The sequence below is a fragment of the Aerococcus sp. HMSC23C02 genome (assembly GCF_001806805.1).
GTDB lineage: Bacteria > Bacillota > Bacilli > Lactobacillales > Aerococcaceae > Aerococcus > Aerococcus sanguinicola.
On record NZ_KV786043.1, the window covers coordinates 321,440 to 340,241 of the forward strand.

21 protein-coding genes are annotated in these 18,802 nt (G+C 48.4%); 5 read left to right on the top strand and 16 right to left on the bottom strand.

Annotated elements, in window-relative coordinates:
- Positions 1–776: 776 nt before the first annotated feature.
- The 8 genes from nrdF to HMPREF3090_RS02920 all read right to left on the bottom strand — a co-directional run bounded on the left by nrdF (position 777) and on the right by HMPREF3090_RS02920 (position 8,278).
- Positions 777–1,817 carry a class 1b ribonucleoside-diphosphate reductase subunit beta gene (gene nrdF / locus HMPREF3090_RS02885; RefSeq protein WP_180754550.1) on the bottom strand — a complete coding sequence of 347 codons (1,041 nt, stop codon included), beginning with the start codon at positions 1,815–1,817 and terminating at the stop codon, positions 777–779.
- A 110-nt stretch (positions 1,818–1,927) separates the two neighbouring features.
- On the bottom strand, positions 1,928–4,105 hold the full coding sequence (nrdE, locus tag HMPREF3090_RS02890; protein WP_070485881.1) for a class 1b ribonucleoside-diphosphate reductase subunit alpha: 2,178 nt from the start codon (positions 4,103–4,105) through the stop codon (positions 1,928–1,930).
- The gene (gene nrdI, locus HMPREF3090_RS02895; RefSeq protein WP_067976252.1) at positions 4,071–4,463 is read right to left on the bottom strand and encodes a class Ib ribonucleoside-diphosphate reductase assembly flavoprotein NrdI; all 393 of its coding nucleotides are present in this window, start codon (positions 4,461–4,463) and stop codon (positions 4,071–4,073) included. Before nrdI ends, nrdE begins: the two co-directional genes overlap by 35 nt.
- Before the next feature lie 191 nt (positions 4,464–4,654).
- Positions 4,655–4,954 (bottom strand): ArsR/SmtB family transcription factor, encoded by a 300-nt coding sequence (locus HMPREF3090_RS02900; RefSeq protein WP_067976255.1) that lies wholly within the window; start codon positions 4,952–4,954, stop codon positions 4,655–4,657.
- Between the two features lie 77 nt (positions 4,955–5,031).
- Positions 5,032–5,898, bottom strand: a complete 867-nt coding sequence (locus tag HMPREF3090_RS02905; RefSeq protein ID WP_067976256.1) for an SIR2 family NAD-dependent protein deacylase — start codon at positions 5,896–5,898, stop codon at positions 5,032–5,034.
- Positions 5,891–6,664, bottom strand: coding sequence for a protein-ADP-ribose hydrolase (locus tag HMPREF3090_RS02910; RefSeq protein ID WP_067976258.1), 774 nt, complete (start codon positions 6,662–6,664; stop codon positions 5,891–5,893). Before HMPREF3090_RS02910 ends, HMPREF3090_RS02905 begins: the two co-directional genes overlap by 8 nt.
- A 197-nt stretch (positions 6,665–6,861) precedes the next feature.
- Entirely contained in the window at positions 6,862–7,194 is a 333-nt protein-coding gene (locus tag HMPREF3090_RS02915) for a glycine cleavage system H family protein (protein ID WP_067976260.1), read from the bottom strand.
- A gap of 73 nt (positions 7,195–7,267) precedes the next feature.
- Entirely contained in the window at positions 7,268–8,278 is a 1,011-nt protein-coding gene (locus HMPREF3090_RS02920) for an LLM class flavin-dependent oxidoreductase (protein ID WP_067976261.1), read from the bottom strand.
- A gap of 224 nt (positions 8,279–8,502) precedes the next feature.
- Here HMPREF3090_RS02920 and nth point away from each other — a divergent pair, with 224 nt between their 5' ends.
- Positions 8,503–9,132: an endonuclease III gene (nth, locus tag HMPREF3090_RS02925; protein ID WP_067976263.1), complete on the top strand. Its 630-nt coding sequence runs from the start codon at positions 8,503–8,505 to the stop codon at positions 9,130–9,132.
- Positions 9,133–9,198: 66 nt separating this feature from the next.
- Here the strand turns inward: nth and HMPREF3090_RS02930 are convergent, their stop codons facing one another.
- On the bottom strand, positions 9,199–9,687 hold the full coding sequence (locus tag HMPREF3090_RS02930; protein ID WP_067976265.1) for a ComE operon protein 2: 489 nt from the start codon (positions 9,685–9,687) through the stop codon (positions 9,199–9,201).
- Positions 9,688–9,758: 71 nt separating this feature from the next.
- Entirely contained in the window at positions 9,759–10,043 is a 285-nt protein-coding gene (locus HMPREF3090_RS02935; RefSeq protein WP_067976267.1) for a DUF503 domain-containing protein, read from the bottom strand.
- A gap of 35 nt (positions 10,044–10,078) precedes the next feature.
- Here HMPREF3090_RS02935 and HMPREF3090_RS02940 point away from each other — a divergent pair, with 35 nt between their 5' ends.
- Positions 10,079–10,642: a 5-formyltetrahydrofolate cyclo-ligase gene (locus HMPREF3090_RS02940; protein WP_067976269.1), complete on the top strand. Its 564-nt coding sequence runs from the start codon at positions 10,079–10,081 to the stop codon at positions 10,640–10,642.
- On the opposite strand, the gene HMPREF3090_RS02945 is transcribed toward HMPREF3090_RS02940, so the two are convergent.
- The 3 genes from HMPREF3090_RS02945 to HMPREF3090_RS02955 are packed head-to-tail and all read right to left on the bottom strand — an operon-like array spanning position 10,639 to position 12,472.
- Positions 10,639–11,103, bottom strand: a complete 465-nt coding sequence (locus tag HMPREF3090_RS02945) for an NUDIX hydrolase (protein WP_070485883.1) — start codon at positions 11,101–11,103, stop codon at positions 10,639–10,641. The two genes, HMPREF3090_RS02940 and HMPREF3090_RS02945, sit on opposite strands and share 4 nt — an antisense overlap.
- 13 nt (positions 11,104–11,116) lie before the next feature.
- On the bottom strand, positions 11,117–11,605 hold the full coding sequence (gene ybaK / locus HMPREF3090_RS02950; protein WP_067976271.1) for a Cys-tRNA(Pro) deacylase: 489 nt from the start codon (positions 11,603–11,605) through the stop codon (positions 11,117–11,119).
- Complete coding sequence (locus HMPREF3090_RS02955) at positions 11,606–12,472, bottom strand: NAD(P)H-hydrate dehydratase (protein ID WP_067976273.1); 867 nt, start codon at positions 12,470–12,472, stop codon at positions 11,606–11,608. It lies immediately after the preceding gene.
- A 110-nt stretch (positions 12,473–12,582) separates the two neighbouring features.
- Here HMPREF3090_RS02955 and nrdH point away from each other — a divergent pair, with 110 nt between their 5' ends.
- The gene (gene nrdH, locus HMPREF3090_RS02960; protein WP_067976276.1) at positions 12,583–12,804 is read left to right on the top strand and encodes a glutaredoxin-like protein NrdH; all 222 of its coding nucleotides are present in this window, start codon (positions 12,583–12,585) and stop codon (positions 12,802–12,804) included.
- Positions 12,805–13,140: 336 nt separating this feature from the next.
- On the opposite strand, the gene HMPREF3090_RS02965 is transcribed toward nrdH, so the two are convergent.
- From HMPREF3090_RS02965 to trpX, 3 genes are read right to left on the bottom strand one after another with little or no spacing between them, the layout of a single operon-like run.
- The gene (locus tag HMPREF3090_RS02965; protein ID WP_067976278.1) at positions 13,141–13,911 is read right to left on the bottom strand and encodes an ABC transporter ATP-binding protein; all 771 of its coding nucleotides are present in this window, start codon (positions 13,909–13,911) and stop codon (positions 13,141–13,143) included.
- Positions 13,912–13,915: 4 nt separating this feature from the next.
- Entirely contained in the window at positions 13,916–14,803 is an 888-nt protein-coding gene (locus HMPREF3090_RS02970; protein WP_070485885.1) for an ABC transporter permease, read from the bottom strand.
- A gap of 2 nt (positions 14,804–14,805) precedes the next feature.
- Positions 14,806–15,861: a tryptophan ABC transporter substrate-binding protein gene (trpX, locus tag HMPREF3090_RS02975; protein WP_067976282.1), complete on the bottom strand. Its 1,056-nt coding sequence runs from the start codon at positions 15,859–15,861 to the stop codon at positions 14,806–14,808.
- Positions 15,862–16,272: 411 nt separating this feature from the next.
- Between trpX and HMPREF3090_RS02980 the strand changes: the two genes are divergently transcribed.
- On the top strand, positions 16,273–17,946 hold the full coding sequence (locus tag HMPREF3090_RS02980) for an Rqc2 family fibronectin-binding protein (RefSeq protein ID WP_067976284.1): 1,674 nt from the start codon (positions 16,273–16,275) through the stop codon (positions 17,944–17,946).
- A 74-nt stretch (positions 17,947–18,020) separates the two neighbouring features.
- Positions 18,021–18,632, top strand: coding sequence for a transcriptional repressor LexA (gene lexA, locus HMPREF3090_RS02985; protein WP_067976286.1), 612 nt, complete (start codon positions 18,021–18,023; stop codon positions 18,630–18,632).
- The last annotated feature ends 170 nt before the right edge of the window (positions 18,633–18,802 follow it).

The following is an 18,802-nucleotide window of genomic DNA, read 5'->3' on the forward strand; positions in this document are numbered from 1 at the left end:
AGAGGTCTATTTCTCCCGCTAGCCTTCGCACCCTTTAGTCTTGCAGACTGCTCTGGTGACTTGTTCTAGTAAACGAAAGCTAACTATTTGAACGTTTAAGAGGCAAATTCAAAAGCGCAACGCATGTTCACCGTGCAATCCTTCTCCTATAGCACCTCTCTTAAAGTTAATAGCGCACTAATTAAGCAAGAAGATTTTACTTTCAAGTCAAACCCAAAAGCTGCGTTTTATTTAATAATATATTCATTTACTGTTGTGAGCAGGAGTGAAGCGTTGAAGTTGGTCCTTAGTCATGAAAAGCAAGTAAAGCGAATTACGGAGCGTAGGCTTTAGCCGTACGGTCCGTTTGAGATTTGCTAGGCGAGAAACCGAGGTTCGAGCCGGTGCTATGCTTTAGCCGTTGGAGCTTTAGCGACTTACGGATAAAGTACAAGACGGCTTCAGCCGTGTTGATCCTCTAACCCTTCAAGGACCAAATTCAAAAGCGGAACGCATGCTCATCAGCACAGATCATAGTCGGATTCGCAAGGCAGAAACTTCTCCACTTCACACGATCGAAACGTGCAAGCATCCAAAGCTAACCGCGCTCCGTCACACCCTATCTAGTCGGGTTCGACTTGGCAGACTTGGAGTGATTTCACAATTAAGGAACGAGCGAATGTTTCGCTCTTATCCTTAATTGTTCCAATCATCCAAGCCTAAGCGCCAAGTCTCTCACCCTTTTTAAATAAAAGAGATCGTGGTTTGATCTTAACCACGATCTCTTAAAGTGTCAATTATTTGTCTTCCTCTTGGGCCTTTTTGCGGGCAGCCTTTTTTGCCTTGCGGTAGGCCATACGTTGCTCGCGGCGGGCAGAGGTTGACCACTTGGAATAATCTTCGTCTTCCATGGCTTGGACTTCACCTAATAGGTAGCCGTTGCCGACTTGGGAGAAGAAGTCATGGTTAGACGTTCCTGTTGAAATCCCGTTCATTACAATCGGATTAACGTCTTCCGCAGTATCAGGGAAGAGCGGGTCAAAGCCTAGGTTCTGCAGGGCTTTATTGGCATTGTAGCGAACGAAGATATTAACATCCTCTGTCCAACCAATTTGGTCGTAGACGGCTGAGGTATACTTCATTTCGTTTTCATATAGGTCGTAGAGGAGCTCGAAGGTCCAATTCTTCAGCTCTTCTTGTTCTTCTTCGGATAGTTCATTGTAGCCTAATTGGAACTTGTAGCCAATATAAGTGCCGTGGACGGACTCATCACGCAAGATCAGCTTGATAATTTCCGCCACATTAGGCAGTTTGCTGTTGCCCAAGTACCAGAGGGGGGCATAGAAGCCGGAATAGAAGAGGAAGGATTCCAGTAAGACGCTGGCTGCCTTCTTCTGCAGGCCCGTCCCTGTCCGGTAAACTTGGTTGATCTTTTTCGCCTTGTATTGGATCAGTTCATTCTCATTGGTCCAGTCAAAAATCTTATCGATTTCAGACGTGGTATTAAGCGTAATAAAGATCGTGGAATAAGACTTAGCGTGAACAGACTCCATGAAGTGGATATTCGAGAAGACGGCACGCTCTTGCTGGGTCCGGGCGTCTGGTAAGAGGACTAAGGCCCCCTCTTCTGATTGGAGGGTATCCAGGAGGGTTAAGCCGCCAAAGACCTTGTCGACGACATCTTGTTCAGCAGCAGACAGCCGACGCCAGTCATCCAGGTCGTTGGAGACGGGGATCCGGGTGTCCAGCCAGAATTGTTCCGTGAGCTTCTCCCAGGTCAGCTTGTCAACCATGTCTTCAATGCTGTCCCAGTTAATAGCCTTGTAGTATTTACCCAGGTCCGGATCAGCTTGGTCCGTCCCATCCCACAAGTTTTGTTGCCAATTATCTTTTGAATTTATATAGAGATTGTTATCAATTTGTCCCATTTTGACCTCCTTAACTGTTCTTAAATAGAGCAGGATTCACAGTAATTGCTGCCGATTTCATCGCCATCGTCGGTAAAGGTCCGGATATAGTAGATGGACTTGATGCCCTGGTTCCAAGCATAATTGCGCAAGATATTTAAGTCCCGCGTGGTCAGCTTGTGGTCATCTGGATCTTTCCAAGGATAGAGGCCGGAAGGAATGTCTGAGCGCATAAAGAGGGTCATGGACATGCCTTGGTCCACATGCTGTTGGGCAGCGGCATAAACGTCGATTACCTTCCGCATATCCAGGTCATAGGCGGACTCATAATATTGGATATTATCATTGGAGAGCTGGGGCGCTGGGTAATAGGTCTTCCCGGTCTTCTTCTCTTGCCGCTCTTCAATTAATCGGATAATCGGCTGCAAGCTAGCGCTGGTTTCATTGACATAGGAAATGGATCCCGTTGGCGCAACCGCTAGACGATAAGCGTGGTAGAGCCCATCCCGCATCACGTCATCGCGCAAGGCTTGCCAGTCTTCCTTGCTTGGGAGCGGCACCTTAGCCATAATTTGAGCCACTTTATCGGATTCATAACGGAAGTCTTCTTCGATATATGGCTCGAAGTAAGACCCATCCGCATAAGCAGAGTTTTCGAAGTTGGCGAAGCGTTGGCCGCGCTCAACTGCAATCTTATGGCTGGCCTTAAGGGACCAGTAATTGAGGGCGTAGAAATAAGCCTCCGTTAATTCGAGCGATTCATCTGACCCGTAGTATATGTGGTTGATGGCAAAAAGAGTATGGAGGCCCATCGCCCCTAGACCAATCGTGTGGTACATCTGGTTGCCGTTTTGGATGGATGGGACGGCCTCAATATCCGTGCTGTCGGTCACAAAGGTCAGCCCTCGAACGGCTGTTTCTACAGATCGAGCAAAGTCATCCGACTCGACCATGTTCACCATATTGGTTGACCCTAAGTTACAGGAAATATCGGTGCCTAAGTGGTCATAGAGCTGCTCATCATTAATCTTCGAAGGGTCTTGGATCTGTAAAATTTCTGAGCAGAGGTTGGACATCACGATCGTTCCATCAATAGGATTGGCTTCATTGGCCGTATCGATATTAACAATGTAAGGGTAGCCAGATTCTTGTTGGAGTTTGGAAATTTCATTCTCTAATTCCCGGGCCCGGATCCGGTACTTGCGGACCTCTGGGTGGTGAACAAGTCTGTCATATTCCTCAGTAATATTGACATAAGAGAAAGGCTTGCCATAAATCCGTTCCACATCGTAGGGACTGAAGAGGTACATGTCATCATCAGCTGCTACGAGTTCATAAAATTTGTCTGGAACCGTAATGCCTAGGGATAAAGTCTTCACCCGAATTTTTTCATCCGCATTCTCCTTCTTGGTGGAGAGGAAGCGGACAATATCAGGATGGAAGACATTCAGGTAAACTACCCCGGCTCCGTTTCTTTGCCCTAATTGGTTAGCATAGCTGAAGCAGTCTTCGAATAATTTCATAACGGGAACGACCCCTGAAGCGGCATTTTCGATCTTCTTGATGGGAGCCCCTTCTTCACGGAGGTTGCTGAGGTTGATCCCTACCCCACCCCCGCGCTTGGAGAGTTGCAAGGCGGAATTGATGCCCCGACCGATCGAATTCATGTCATCGGTTAATTGGATCAGGAAGCAAGAGACCATTTCTCCCCGGCGCTTACGTCCGGCATTGAGGAAGGTTGGGGTCGCAGGCTGGAAGCGCTGGGAGAGGATTTCATCACAGAGCTTACGCGCCAGGTCTTCATCCCCGTCGGCTAGGTAGAGGGCATTATAAACGACCCGGTCCTCATAGCGTTCCAAATAGCGTTCCCCATCATCGGTCTTCATGGCATATTGAGTGTAGAACTTGTAAGCCCCCATGAAGGATTGGAAGCGGAACTTGCGGTCATAAGCGTCCTGCATCAATTGGTAGATAAAGTCCCGGTCATACTTGTTGATGAAGCTTTCATCCAGGTAGTCATGGTCAATCAAGTAACGGATCTTCTCTTCGAAGGTATAGAAGAAAACCGTATTAGGGTTGACATGCTCCAAGAAAAAAGCCCGGACAGCTTCTTTGTCTTTTTCGAGCGGGATCTTGTTATCGATTGGGATATTTAATTCGTTGTTTAACTTATAATAGGTAATTTCATTTGGTTCGTTGGATACTTGTGGATTCTTCAATTTCTTTCGCCAACTCCTTTACTTTTTCTACATCGTGGGAATTGCCCATAAATTCAAAGGTGTGTAAGAGGGGCAGGTCATAGTCCATAGCCAGATCTTTTGCGGTAAAGCAGAAGAGGTCATTAAAATTCAGATTACCTCCCCCAATGACGCCCTGGCAATAGGACAGGTTGTCCCCTGTTTCGATGAAATCATTCATGATATCAGTCACTTCGATTTCGTAAGTGGGAACAATCATGAGATAGGGTTGGTCCACTGTGGTAAAAGCATTGTGGTCCGTGATTTCTAGAGATGGCAAGCCGAGCTTTTCGACAAAGCGGCGTGTATTGCCTACCAGAGACATGTAGACGATTAACATCAAATCCCTCCTTTTTTCAATAGCCCTATCATACGTCACGACCTAACCGTAATTCAAGTAATTGATCCAACATATTGAATTCTAATTTTATTCTCACACAAGATATAGTATGGCAAGGGGCTTTGGCCCCAAAATAAAAAATAAGGGCCAAAAGAAAAAACACAGATCTTGTATCTCTTGCCCCTTATCCTTTATTCTTCACACATATGTTCAATGGCCTGACTGATGATTTCATAGACGTGGTCGTCGGCCTGGCTGTAATAAACTGACCGCTTGTCCCGTCTGGATTTTAACAGCTTGCTTTCTCTGAGGACCTGTAATTGGTGGGAAATGGCTGATTGCTCCATATCGAGCGCTTGCGCAATTTCCGTCACGTTCAATTCCCGTCCCTTAAGTAGGTAAAGGATAGAGAAGCGTGTTTGGTCCCCAATCACCTTAAAAAACTTGGTCACCTGCTGCTTCACTTCAGGACTTAATTCAGATTTTTCCATAGCACCGCCTCCTTAAATCGTAATCATTCTTATTTTATACGATAAAAGTGATTGATACAATACCTTTTCCCTTCTTCTTACATATTGGCGAAAGTTTGGGCCAAGTCATCGGTCAGACGCAGGCTCTGGTCAGCCAGTTCGGACGGGATATGGTAGGGTTTCTGGTTCATCATCACATAGAGGGCTTGTGGATTATCCAGGGTTTCTTCTTGGAAGGGTTCGCGGATCAATTCGGGAGTGGTATGACCGATACCGATCTCCAAGTATAGCACCTTTTTCCCTTCATTGGCAGCTAAGAAGTCCGTATAAGCCGCTTCTTGTTCATGCCAATGGGCGTCCTCGACCATGCCTCGGACTGTGTCACGCTTGTTAATTTCCAGGGGTGCCCCACAATTGGGGCAGTAAGGGATCAGTTCGCTAGGCACTTTCATATCCTCTTGGCGATCAACCATCTCGCGGATCATATCATCGTCGCGGTAGGTCACGTCCTGGCACTGCTTGGAGCATTGGAAGAGGACGTACTTGCCCTGGTAGTAGAAAACCTTGTCCATGTCAAAGCCCGCTGCTTCAAAGGCATTATCCGCATTGGAGGTAATGATATGGTAGTTTTTATCTGCTAGGAGATCTCTTAATTTAAGATAGGAAGCCCCAGCATCTTGGTCCAAGCCGTTAAGTTTAACAAAGCGGCTCTGGAAGGCCCAGTACTCTTCTAAGGACTCAAAATCATTTAAAAAAGCTTGGAGCATGTCAAAGAGCCCGTACTTGGCGATGAAGTCGGGGAAGTTCTCTTTGAAGCGGGGGCCTACATAAGTAAAACCGTCCGCTGCTGACATCCCTGCACCAATTCCGATCACCAGAGCCTCGGCTTCCTTAAAGAGCTCAGCCAGTAATTCTGATTCGGACTTTTCTTCTGCGCTTTGGAGCGCTTTCCAAATTTTATTCATAATTTTCCTCCCCTAATAGTTGACGGTAAATCTGGGCATCCTCATCGCTAAAAACATTGAAGATGACCTTGAGTCGAGATGGGTGCTCATCTAGGTAAGTAGTCACCGTATGGATGGCAATCTGGGCAGCTGCTTCTCTTGGGAAGGCAAACTGTCCCGTGGCAATGCAAGGGAAGGCGATACAGTCTAGGCCTTCCCGCTCAGCGACTTCTAAGCAAGACCGGTAGCACTGGGCCAGGAGTTGGCGGCGGATAGGCGTCACCCGACCATCCTGGATCACAGGGCCTACCGTATGGATTATGTAGCGACTGGGTAAGTGGTGGGCGGACGTTAGCTTGGCCTTGCCGGCAGCTTCTAAGCGCCCCTGTTTAGCCATCAGGTCTTGGCATTCTAAACGCAAGGCAGTTCCAGCATAGCTATGGATGACATTATCGATGCAGGCGTGACCAGGAATGAAGCAACCCAAGAGCTGGGAATTGGCGGCATTGACAATTCCATCCACTGCTAACTGGCAAATGTCCCCCTGCCAGAGAGCTAAGGGGCCCCAAGTCTCTTCCATGTCCGTCCAATCATAGTGCGGCTTGGCCTGGTTAATGGTATCGAGCACCTGGCCTTCTGCTTCGAGGTAGTCTGAGCTAATGGGTTGGGCTGGCCGGGTATTGACTAAGCTACGGTATTGGTCAAAGGCCGATAAAGCAGGATCTAAATCAAAATCCGGACGTTCGGCCTGGAGATACTTAATCAAAGCTGGCAAACTAGCTTCCATAAAAGTCCCCTCCTCTTCTTCAATCAGTAAAGGGGCAAGGCAAAGGCCCCGCCACCTCATAAATCGCTAATCTGCAAAAACTAATCCAAAAGTCAACCCTGGCATCCACTTCCGAAATAGCTAGAAGATTGTCTAAAAGCAATCCGCCAGCATTTCTTCTCGTAGTCCAGGGTTTAATGACATTTATCATAAGCTAATTAGGCGTTTTCTAATCCCGCAAAGGCTTCTTCATCAACATCTGTTAATTTAACCAACCAATTTTCTTCTGACTTGGCTGAGTTTAAGAGTTCCGCTTGGTCTTCAGCCGCCGTGTTCTTTTCTACAACCTTACCAGCTAATGGGCTTTGGATTTCCATCACGGTTTTTGAAGCTTCGATATTGGCGATAGGGTCATCTTTTTCTAAGTGGTCTTCGCTCGTGAATTCAACGAAGCCAACAGTGCCAACATCATCTTGTAGTTCAGGGGTCATAGAAACGACATAGTTAGCGCCGTCTTTTTCGATAAATAAGAAATTTGCACGTTTTTTCATTCTAATACCTCCAAGTTAAAACTTACTCTATCATCATAACATATTTTCTCAAATAATGGGACCCCTTGCCTCTTTACTTGATCAAGGCGTCAGCTAGGAGTTCTAAGCTCTTAGTCCGGTTATCAAAGCCGGGCACTAAGGGAATCAAAAGGGCCTCATCGGCGTTTAAGCGGCGGTTCCAATCGGCAATTTCAGCGCTTACCTGGTCGATTCCTCCCGTAATCATGCGCTTGCGGTTCTCCTCCATGGCCTGGATTTGGTCTGCTGTTGCTTCAAAGGACTGGCTGCTCGCGATGGAGGGGAAACGGTCATAGTAGCGGAAATTATCTTGACCCAAGAGCCACCAGTCCAAAGCCTGAGCCAGGTCTTTGGACTGGTCAGGGTCTTCTGCCACGGCGACAAAGGCGGCATACATCACCCGGGGCTCGGCTGTTGCCTTGGAGGGCTTGAAGTTCTCCCGGTAAGCCGCCACTGCCTCTTCCGCAATTTCTAAGACATTATCCCGGGCGAAGGGGAAGATCCCAAAGCAATAGGCAAGGCCCAAGCGTCCCGCTAGTTTGGCATTGGCTACACTTGAGGAGAGGATCCACATCTCTAAATCTTCTCCGATGGTCGGATTGGCCTTGAGATCATTGAAGCGGTGGTCGGGCTGGTCCTCATCGGTCATATACTTATAGAGGTCCTTGATGGCCTGTTCGTAAGACAGCTCCCCTTCTTGATATTCATTCATCACCTTGGCAATTTGGGGCACGCTTTTATTGTTACCGAAACCTAAATCAATCCGCCCTGGATGGTAGGCCGCTAAGACCTTGAAATTTTCCGCAACTTTGTAGGGACTGTAATGGGGAAGCATCACGCCACCTGACCCAATATGGATGCTTTTGGTCCGATCCGCCAGGCGCATCATAATCACTTCCGGGCTTGAAGAAGCGAAGGCTGGGATATTATGGTGTTCAGCCACCCAGAAGCGCTGATAGCCCAAGTCTTCAGCCAGCTGGGCCAATTCTTCCGTATGGGCTAAGGCCTCAACCGCACTCTCCCCTTCATCCATTACTGCATAGTCTAAGATACTATATTCCGTCATCTCGGAACTCCTTTCTTTAACCAACATGTCTTTCTTCTAATTTATGACGAAAGCGAATACATGTCAATTTTTGCCAAGGGTCTTTTCTAAAAAAATTCTTTTTTGGGATCAGAAAGCTTGGTATTTATACATTTATTGTTCTTTTAAAAATACAAAAATTGAATAGTAACCGTTTTCTTTCAATCTATGATAAAATAAAAGCAGTTGCTTAAAGGAGGTGTGCTATGTTAACTGACCAATGTGCCCGTCAGGTGCTTAGAGAGATTATTGCCCTCTACCCTGACGTGGAAACCGCCCTTGATTATCAAAATCCTTTTGAATTATTGGTGGCCGTGATCCTGAGCGCCCAGACAACAGATGTTCAGGTCAATAAGGTCACCCCTGCCCTCTTTGCGGCCTATCCTGACCCAGAAAGCCTAAGCCAGGCTAAGGAAGAAGATGTGGCGGACTATATCAACCGGATTGGTCTCTACCGCAACAAGTCCAAGTACCTGGTCGCCTGCGCCAAGATGCTAGTGGAAGATTTTGATGGGAAGGTGCCGCAGAACCGTAAAGACCTGGAGAAACTGCCCGGAGTCGGACGGAAGACTGCCAATGTGGTCTTAAGTATTGCCTTTGATATCCCCGCCTTTGCGGTGGATACCCATGTGACCCGGGTCTGCAAGCACCATGGGATCGTCGCCCAAGATGCCAGTGTTAGAGAGATTGAGGACCGGGTGACCAGCCTCTTGGACCCAAGTGAGTGGACCCAGGCCCACCAAGCTTTGATCTACTTTGGCCGCAATATCTGCCATCCCAAAAACCCTGAATGCCGGGACTATCCCCAACTCTACCAATGCCTAGATGAAAAATAGCGATGAATGCGTTTAGTCCTGCTCCATTCAGAGACTGAGGTATAAGCAGAAAAAAACAGACAGCCTTTAGTCTGTCTGCTTAAGATTTTTTTGGTGCTGCTGGCCCACTTCCTTAAAGAAGCCCTCTTCGAGCTGGACTTCCTGGTAGGCGATCCCCGCTTGGTCCAGGAGGTGGAGGGCATAGGGATGGTTGTGGTAGTTATACAAGTAATAGATCTTCGATATACCCGCCTGGATGATGGCCTTGCTGCACTGGAGGCAGGGAAAGTGGGAGACGTAGATTTCCGCCCCAGCTGTCGGGGCCCCGAATTTGGCACACTGGAGTAAGGCATTCATCTCAGCGTGGATGGTTCGCACACAGTGGCCGTCTTCCATATAACAGCCTTCATCGAGGCAGTGGACCTCACCGGAAACGGAGCCGTTATAGCCTCCCGAAATAATCCGCTTGTCTCGAACGATAACGGCGCCCACCATTAAACGTTGGCAGGTTGAGCGCATAGACAGCATTAGGCTCTGCGCCAGGAAGTATTGGTCCCAAGGGATGCGGTTACTCATGATTTTTTCTCCTTTTCTATTGTGAACGTGTGACAAAAGTCGATGAGGCCTGAATCAGCAGAAGTATTTTTCTAGACCCCTTCATACCAGTCACAGGCGACGATTTCAATAGGATAGGTCATTTCGACTTCTTCTTTTAACTGGAGGAGGCGGTTGCGGCTCTTACTGTAAGTATTAGATACTAAAGCAAAGCCCAGACTCATGAAGAGATGGTCGTCTAAGTGAGCAATTTCAGCAGCTGATACCCCATAGCGTCGCTGGCAGCGTTGAATGATACTCTTGACCAAACGTCGCTTGTCTTTGAGTGACTGGATGCCGGATAAGCGACAGGTCAATTCAAAAGCTAGTACGTACATTGTGATCCTTTCTAGAATTAACAGGAGGTTATTTTATGTTAAGCAAAAAAGAACTGCGTAAAGCCGTCAAAGCCAAACGTCAAGAACTGAGCCCCGAATACTATGCATCGGCCAGTCAAAAAATTACGGACCGCCTTCTTAAAAGCGAGGCCTACCAAGAGGCCCAATGCATCTTCACCTTTCTGACCATGCCCCGGGAATTCGATACCGAAGCGCTCATCCGGCAGGCCTGGCAGGATGGGAAAACCATTGTCGTTCCCCGGGTGGAAAGTATGGGGCAGATGAGCCTGCGCCGTTATGACCAAGGTGATGAATTGATCCTCAGTTCTTTAAATATTGAAGAGCCTAGTCCCGAAGCAGAGATTGTTCCTCTTGAAAGCATTGACTGGGTGACCCTGCCTTGCATGACCTGCAATCCTAAAGGCGAACGCCTGGGCTATGGGGGCGGCTTCTATGATCGCTTCTTGGCCCAATACCAAGGCAGGATCAGTCTCCCCTATTTCGAGGAATTAATGGTGGACGACATCCCCATGGACCCCCACGACCACCTAGTGCCCCATATCGTTACGGAAAAGGCTGAATACTTCCCTGGCCGCTAGTCTCCGTAAGCGTCGAAGTCCACTTCCACATAGGTCTGACCTGTCCTTAGAGCCTCTAAAGCGAGCTTGCGGTCTTTGACCAAGGGGCTAGGCAGGTCGTCTAGGGGGAACCAGTCTAAAGCGTCATGCTTTTCCGGCTCCAAAATGTGCGGCTGGCCTTGAAAGCGCTGGCTGGTAAAGAAAATATTATAATAAGTTGTATCCCGGTTAATGCGATTGTGGCTGAGGAGGACAAAGTCGAGATCATCGACATCTAGTTCGATGCCGATTTCTTCTTTGGCTTCCCGCACAATGGCTTGGCGGACACTTTCAGCTGCTTCAACATGACCACTGATGAGGTCCCATTGTTGGGGCAGCATTTTTGTATTGGCCCGGTGCTGGAGGAGAACTTCCCTTTGTCCTTGGCACTCGCGCGTTAGGATAAGGATGCCCGCACTGGGCGTTAGATGATGGTTTGACATAGTTTCCCTCTTTCTATTCATCGCGGCTAAGCGCATGGAATTCCGCCTGAACTAAGCTGGCCAAGTCCTTGGGCGCAAGGCCCAACTGGAAGCCGCGCTTGCCGGCACTGACATAAATCATATCATAAGCTAGACTGGATTGGTCAATATAGGTTGGAAAGAGCTGTTTCATGCCAACGGGCGAACAGCCCCCGCGGACATAACCGGTCACTTTGAGCAGATCCTGTAAAGGTAAAAGTTCCAATTTCTTGACACCAGCAATCCGGGCACAGTGCTTGAGATCCAACTCTTCTAGAATCGGAAGGACAAAGACATAGTGGTCCCGGGGATTGGCCTGGCAGACAATCGTCTTATACATCTGCTTAGCTGGCAGGTCAGAATGCTTGGCAGCGTCCCGTCCCGACAGGTGGTTTTCATCGTAGTCGTATTCATGCTGTTCATAAGTTATCCCCGCTTGTTCGACCATGCGGATAGCATTGGTTTTCTTGTGTTTCTTTCCCATTTAGACTCCCTTCTTCCGGCTTAAACCCCGCATAAAGGCTGATAAACCCGCCGCAATGGCGCTGGGCCGGACGACATAATGGTCTTGGTAAATTTGGTCAGCCAGGGCGCTGTGGCAGTAAAGGGCACTCAAGATAGCCCCTGGCAAGTCGTCCTGACTTTGGCCGATAAAGGCAGCCATCATGCCAGCCAGGGTGTCCCCCGACCCGCCGACCGCCATGCCAGGATTACCGCAAGTGTTCTGGTAATAGGCAGTCTGGCCCGGCAGGTAGACTTGGCTTGCCTCGCTCTTCTTAACCAGATAGACCTGGTAGCGGTCGCACCAAGCCTGGACGCTGGCTGGATCGGACTTGGGCTCAGTAGTTTCATAGAGCCGAGCCCATTCGCCAGGATGAGGGGTTAGAATCAGGTGGTTAAAGTCCTCTAAGCGAGCGACCTGGTCTTTGATATCTGCTGCCAGCATGGTCAGGGCATCCCCGTCAATAATCAGGGGCTTGGTCCGGGCTTCTTGGTAGAGAAGCTGGCTGATGCGTCGCCAGCGGTAGAGCGACCGCCCCATACCTGGTCCGACGAGGATAACTTCGCTGCTTTCAAGAGCGGCTTGGACTTGTTTTAAGTCCGACCAGTCGACCACCATTAATTCAGGTAGACTGGCATGGATAGCTGGCACATTCACCGGATCAGTGGCTATCGTGATTAGACCTGCGCCCCCGGCTAGGGCCGCTTGACCCGCCATCTGGATAGCGCCCCCCATATTGGCGTTGCCTCCAATTAAGAGCAGGCGCCCATAAGACCCCTTATAGGACTGACGGGATCGCTGGGGCAGCCAATCGACCACCCGGTTTTCTGTAATTTTTATGGCTTGCATTGGCTTCAACCCTCCTTGATTTTTTCTAAAAGCTATATCTTGTATCTCCTATGATTCTATGATACTATATCTAGGCGAAAAGAAAAAGATGGATTGAAAGGATGACGGAAATGGTCAAAGTATATTCTAAACCTAATTGCATGCAATGTAAATTTACAAAGAAATTTTTAGACGAACATGGGGTAGCCTTCGAAATGATCGATGTCACTGAATCCGAAGCCGCTCTTGAAGAAGTCAAGGCCCTTGGCTTCCAAGCCCTACCGGTTATCGTAGCGGATGGCCAAGAACCCTTCTACGGCTTCCGCCCAGATATCTTAGCAAAATTTGCCTAAAGCCATCATAAAAGCCCTCTGACAATTGGTCAGGGGGCTTTTAAAAATTTTTATTTTTCTATTGGTGACTAGTAATTAACTAAGACAAAATTTCCATATTAAGTAGTTTTGAGCAGGAGTGGAGCTCTGAATTTGATCGTTAGCCGTGACTAAGCAAGCGATGTGAATTAGGGATAGTCGGCGTCAGCCGTTACTAGCCCTTTGAAGCTCGCTAGGCGAAGGACCTTGGCCCGAGCCGGTGCCACGGCTCTTTAACGATCAAATTCAGAAGTGGAACGGATGCTCACCAATACGATTGAGTATAGAATTTCCTTTTTGAATGATGTGAAAATTCTTTTACTGGTTGATCTCTTCCATCAAACTGTAGAGTTGGGTTGGATTGAGGGCTTCTTTTTCCGCCTGGCTGAAGTCGCGGATGATGTGCCCGCGGTCCATCAAGATCATCCGGTTACCATATGTTAAGGCGTCTTGTAGGTTGTGGGTGATCATCAGGGCTGTCAAGTTTTCCTGGGAGACTTGTTGGGCAGTAATCTCTAGGATCCGCCGCGAAGTCTTGGGGTCCAAGGCAGCCGTGTGTTCGTCCAATAAGAGGAGCTTTGGCTTCACGATAGTTGCCATCAACAGGGCGACAGATTGGCGTTGGCCTCCTGAGAGCAAGCCAATCTCCGCTTCCAAGCGTTCATCCAAGCCTAGGCCTAATTGTTTGAGGAGTGCCTGATACTTGCTTTGCTTGTCTTGGTCCAAGGCCAATTGTAAGCCCCGGGTCTGTCCCCGCTTCTCAGCCAAGGCCAGGTTCTCTTCCACTGTCATCCGCGGTGCCGTCCCCATCTTAGGATCTTGGAAGACCCGGGAAATATAGGCCGCCCGCTCGATGTCCGAAGTGTCCGTGATGTCCTCCCCTTCCAGAAGGATCTGCCCAGCATCCAGGTCAAAGGTCCCGGCGATAGCATTAAGGAGGGTGGACTTCCCTGCCCCGTTGCCCCCAATGATCGTGATGAAGTCCCCGGCTTCAATGGTGAGGTTCAAATCATCCAAGGCATAGAATTCATCCGGTGTATGGGGATTGAAGCGTTTATCTACATTTTTAAGCTCTAATAAGTGCGTCATTGGTCTACCCCTTTCTACTTTGACGGCTGCTGCGGTTAAAGGACTTGCGGAGTTTAGGAATGGCTAGGCAGAGGCCTACAATAATCGCAGAGAAGAGTTTAAAGTCATCTGCATTAAAGTTAAGCATGAGCACTAGACTTAAAAGTAAGCGGTAGATGATCGAGCCCGCCACAATCGTGATGAAACGGGTAGTCAGGCTGACATTTTTGAAGATGACTTCGCCGATAATAATGGAGGCTAGGCCAATCACCACGGTCCCAATCCCCATGGAGATATCCGCATAACCGTTGTCGGTCGCCACCAAGAGGCCGGAAGCAGCAATCAAACCATTGGCCAGCATGTAGCCTAGCATGGTCATTTCATTGCTATCGATTCCTACGGCACGGGCCATGTGCACATTGTCCCCAGTCGCAATCAGCGCCTGGCCCAGGTCAGTCTTGAAGAAGTAAGCCATCAGGGCAATAACGATCGCTACAACGACAGTCCCAATCAGGATGGTATCCACATTTCGAGGGAGGGCTAACCCACTCAGCATGGTCTTGAAGGTCTCTTGGCCGCTCAAGCTGAGATTAGCCTGGCCCATCATCTTCAGGTTAATAGAATAAAGACCGGTCATGGTAATAATCCCTGACAGGAGGGGGTTGATGTCTAGCTTAGTGACGAGAAGGGCTGTAATCGCCCCCGCTGCCATGCCGGCTAGAAAGCCAATCAATAAGGCAAGAATGGGGTTGAACCCAAAGTGGATCATCTGAACCCCAATGGCTGCCCCTAGGGTAAAGGAACCCTCTGTCGTCATATCAGGCGCGTTCAGGATCCGGAAACTAATATAGATGCCTAGACCCATAACGGCCCAGATCACGCCTTGTGATAAGGCAGAAATAATCATATCCATGCTTAGTGCCCTCCTTCATTAACATCTGTTGCTTTTTCAAGGACGGAATCAGGCAATTTAATCCCTAATTGGTCGGCCTTTTCTTTGTTGATATAGGTATCGGTCTTATCTGTAAAGACAATCGGATGGTCGGCTGGACTCTGGCCGTCCATTAGGTCAGCGGTGACATTGGCTGTATCGACCCCTAATTGGTATTGGTTGATGCCGACCGTTGCTAGGCCCCCATCCTTAACCATGGTATCCACAACCGGGAAGACGGGAATGCCCTTGCTGTCGGTAGCAGCGATTAAAGTCGGCATAGACGAAGCAATCGAGTTATCATTTGGCACCCAGATAGCATCCACATCATTGGCTAACTGTTCGGCCACTTGGGCTAAATCGTTAGTGGAATTGATGGTCGCTTCTTTGACCTCGTAACCCATGTCTGCAGCGACTTCTTTAGCTAAGGCCACATTGGCGTGGGAGTTGGTTTCGGAAGAATTGTAGATAATGCCGATGGTCTTGGCCTCAGGGAGGATTTCTTTAATCAGTCTAAATTGTTCTTTAACCGGTGGAATATCGGACACCCCAGTAATATTAGCCCCTGGTTTCTCGTAATTTTCCACTAAACCAGCGGACTTGGGATTGGCAACGGCCCCCATAACAACCGGTACATTGCCTTCTGCCGCATTGGCTAGGGCCTGGGCAGCCGGGGTTGCAATCCCTACCAGGTAGTCCGCGTCATCGGCAATAAACTTATCCGAAATCATCTTTAAGTTATTTTGGTCCCCCTGGCCATTTTGGTAGTCGATATGGATATTTTCCCCATCAACATAGCCCCGTTCAGCCAGTTGGTCATAGAAGCCCTGGCGGATCTGGTCGAGGGCGGGATGGTCCATGAGTTGGAGCAGGCCCACCTTCAAGTCTTCGTCCAAGTCCTTGGCTGTTACGGCTTGGTTGCCTGAATTGGTTTTAGGCGCTTGGGCGGCCTTATTTTTCTCGATAAGCGTTGGCATAGCTAGGAATAATACCATCAAGGCAGCAATCAAGAAACTGCCTAAAGCTGTAAATCGTTTCATTTCTTCTTTCCTCCTTATTAAAAATAAAAAACCTCCAGCTAAAGCAGAAGCTGCAGGTCCATAGAAAAACCCGCACAGACATAAAGTCACTCTTTATGCGTCTATGCGGGTACTCAAAATTGTCTTGTTATCACACCGCACAGATACAGCCTCAGTTGTCTGAAGTTGTATCTATTGCTTCAACAGTAATAAATACAACTAAGCCGTGCGGATTTGCCAAGCTCTAAGTTTTGTATCTAAAACTGACATGTGATAACCTCCCTTTGATTTGTTAGCTTTAGGATAGCAGATTAAGTCTGAATTTGCAATAACTTTATTAAGACTTTATCATAAAAGTCCCTTGCTGTCCTCCTTAGTTTTGATATTATAGGCTTTTTTGCTATAATTAGTGATTGGAAAGAAGGTGTTTGAATGTCATTTGATGGAATGTTTACACACAGCATGACACACGAACTCAAAGAAACACTGACACAAGGTAAAATCAACAAGATCCAACAACCTTCTGATTATGAAGTTCTACTTACCATACGCAAACAGGGGCAAAATCATAAGCTCCTCCTGTCTGCCCATCCGGACTTTGCCCGGGCCCAATTGAGCCAGGTGGACTACCCAATGCCCGATACCCCACCCAATTTTTGTATGGTCCTGCGCAAGTACCTCAAGGGCGCCCTAGTGCTCGCCGTTGACCAATACGAAAACGACCGGGTGATTCGTTTGGACCTCTTACGGACGGATGAGATTGGCGACCAACAGAAGCTGACTTTAGTGGTCGAGATGATGGGACGCCATTCCAATATCATCTTAGTCGACCACCAGGGGCAAATTCTGGATGTGATCAAGCGGGTCCCTCTTTACCAGAACCGCTACCGGACCCTTTTGCCCGGCGCTAGCTACCAACTCCCTCCCTATCAAAACAAGGCTAACCCTTTCAAAATTGGGAGCGATTGGCAGCCTACCAGCCAACAGAGCCTGTCCCGGCAAGTCCTCCAGCAAGAACTCATGGGCCTGGGCTGGGAATCAGCGGAGGAAATTATCTTCCGTGCCCAGTCCAATCCAGATAAGGCCCTGGGGCAGATTATCCAAGAATTCTGCCAGGCCTTCGACCAGCCCCAGCCCTGCCTGACAGGGACCGACAAGAAGTTAGAATTCACGGCCTTCCCCTATCTCAGCCTGACTGGGGATAAAGAAACTTATGATAGTCTCGGTCAACTCTTGGATGTTTATTATGCCCGCCATACCGAGCGCCAGCAAGTCCAAGAAATCGGCCAACAGATTGACCAGGTTACCCAGCGGGAACTCAAGCACCAGAGAAAGAAGCAGAAGAACCTCAGGAAGGACCTGGAAAAGAGCCAGAAAGCTGACCACTACCAGCTTTTAGGAGAGCTTCTCACTTCCAACCTCTACCAGCTCCAGGGGAACCAGGCTAGTGTGGACCTGCCTAATTATTATGACGATAACCGCCTAGTCCATATCCCTCTCAAAGCAGAGCTCTCGCCTGCCGAGAATGCCCAAGCCTACTATCAAAAATACAATAAACTCACCAAGTCGCGGTCACATATCCAGGAACAATTGGCCAAGAGCCAAGAAGAGATCAACTACTTGGAATCCATCCAAGCCCAAATTGAATGGTCCAATCCTAAAGAATTGGAACTGATCCGCGAAGAGCTCAAAGAAGAAGGCTATATCAAGGACCGTAAGAAGAAGACCCATAAGCGGATCAAGCCGCTCAAGCCCCGACAGTTCACCAGTTCCTCCGGCTATACCATTAAAGTAGGCCGCAATAACAAACAAAATGACCAACTGACCATGCGCCAGGCCAACAAGAACCACTACTGGTTCCACGTCAAGGACGTGCCCGGCAGCCATGTCATCTTAGAGACAGACCAGGCTAGTGACGACGATATCCTCGAAGCCGCTAGTATCGCTGCCCACTATTCCAAGTCCCGCCACTCCAACAATGTGCCGGTTGACTACACCCGGGTCAAGGATGTCAAAAAACCGAATGGGGCCAAGCCGGGCTTTGTCAACTATTTCAACCAAAAAACGGTCTTTGTCAAACCGGCCCAGATCGCTAATAAAGAATAAAATGAGAACGTTTGTTTGTGTCTGTGATCGATCTATGCTATAATGAGGGCAAATCATTCGAGGAGGACACAGAGATGAGAGAACGGCAACTGCAAATCTTACGCTATATCTTTGATTGTGTTGACGACAAGGGCTATCCCCCGACTGTCCGCGAAATATGCGATGCAGTTGGCCTAGCCTCAACGTCCACAGTCCATGGCCACTTAAACCGTCTAGAAGAAGGGGGCTATCTTTTCAAAGATTCGACCAAGCCCCGGGCCCTAGAAATCACCCAAAAAGGCCTAGATAAACTGGGCATCAACACCCGTGGTATCCCCATGCTTGGGACGGTTACAGCAGGCCAGCCCATTACTGCTTATGAGGACATCGAAGGTTATTTTCCCAAGCCACCCCACCTCGCCGAGAGTGATGAAGATCTCTTCATGCTGAAGATTCGCGGGGATTCAATGATTGAAGCTGGCATCCTCAATGGCGACTATGTTCTCGTTCGCCAGCAGCAGAGCGCTGAGAACGGCGAGATTGTCATTGCGATGACCGATGCCGATGAGGCTACTTGCAAACGTTTCTTTAAAGAAGACGGTCATATCCGCCTGCAACCCGAAAACCATGAAATGGCCCCGATTATTTTGGACAATTGTACAATCTTAGGAAAGGTTATTTCCCTTTTTAGAGAGCATACCTTCTAAAGTGAAAAGTTTTTATAGAAAAAGGAAACTGGATTTTTGCCAGTTTCCTTTTTTAGTTTTCTATGGGAAATTGCTTGGAGGCTGTAGTTGGGTTCGACTTGGCAGGCTCGGAGTGATTTCACAAGTCAGAAACGAACGAATGCTTCGCTCTTATTCTGACTTGCTCCAAT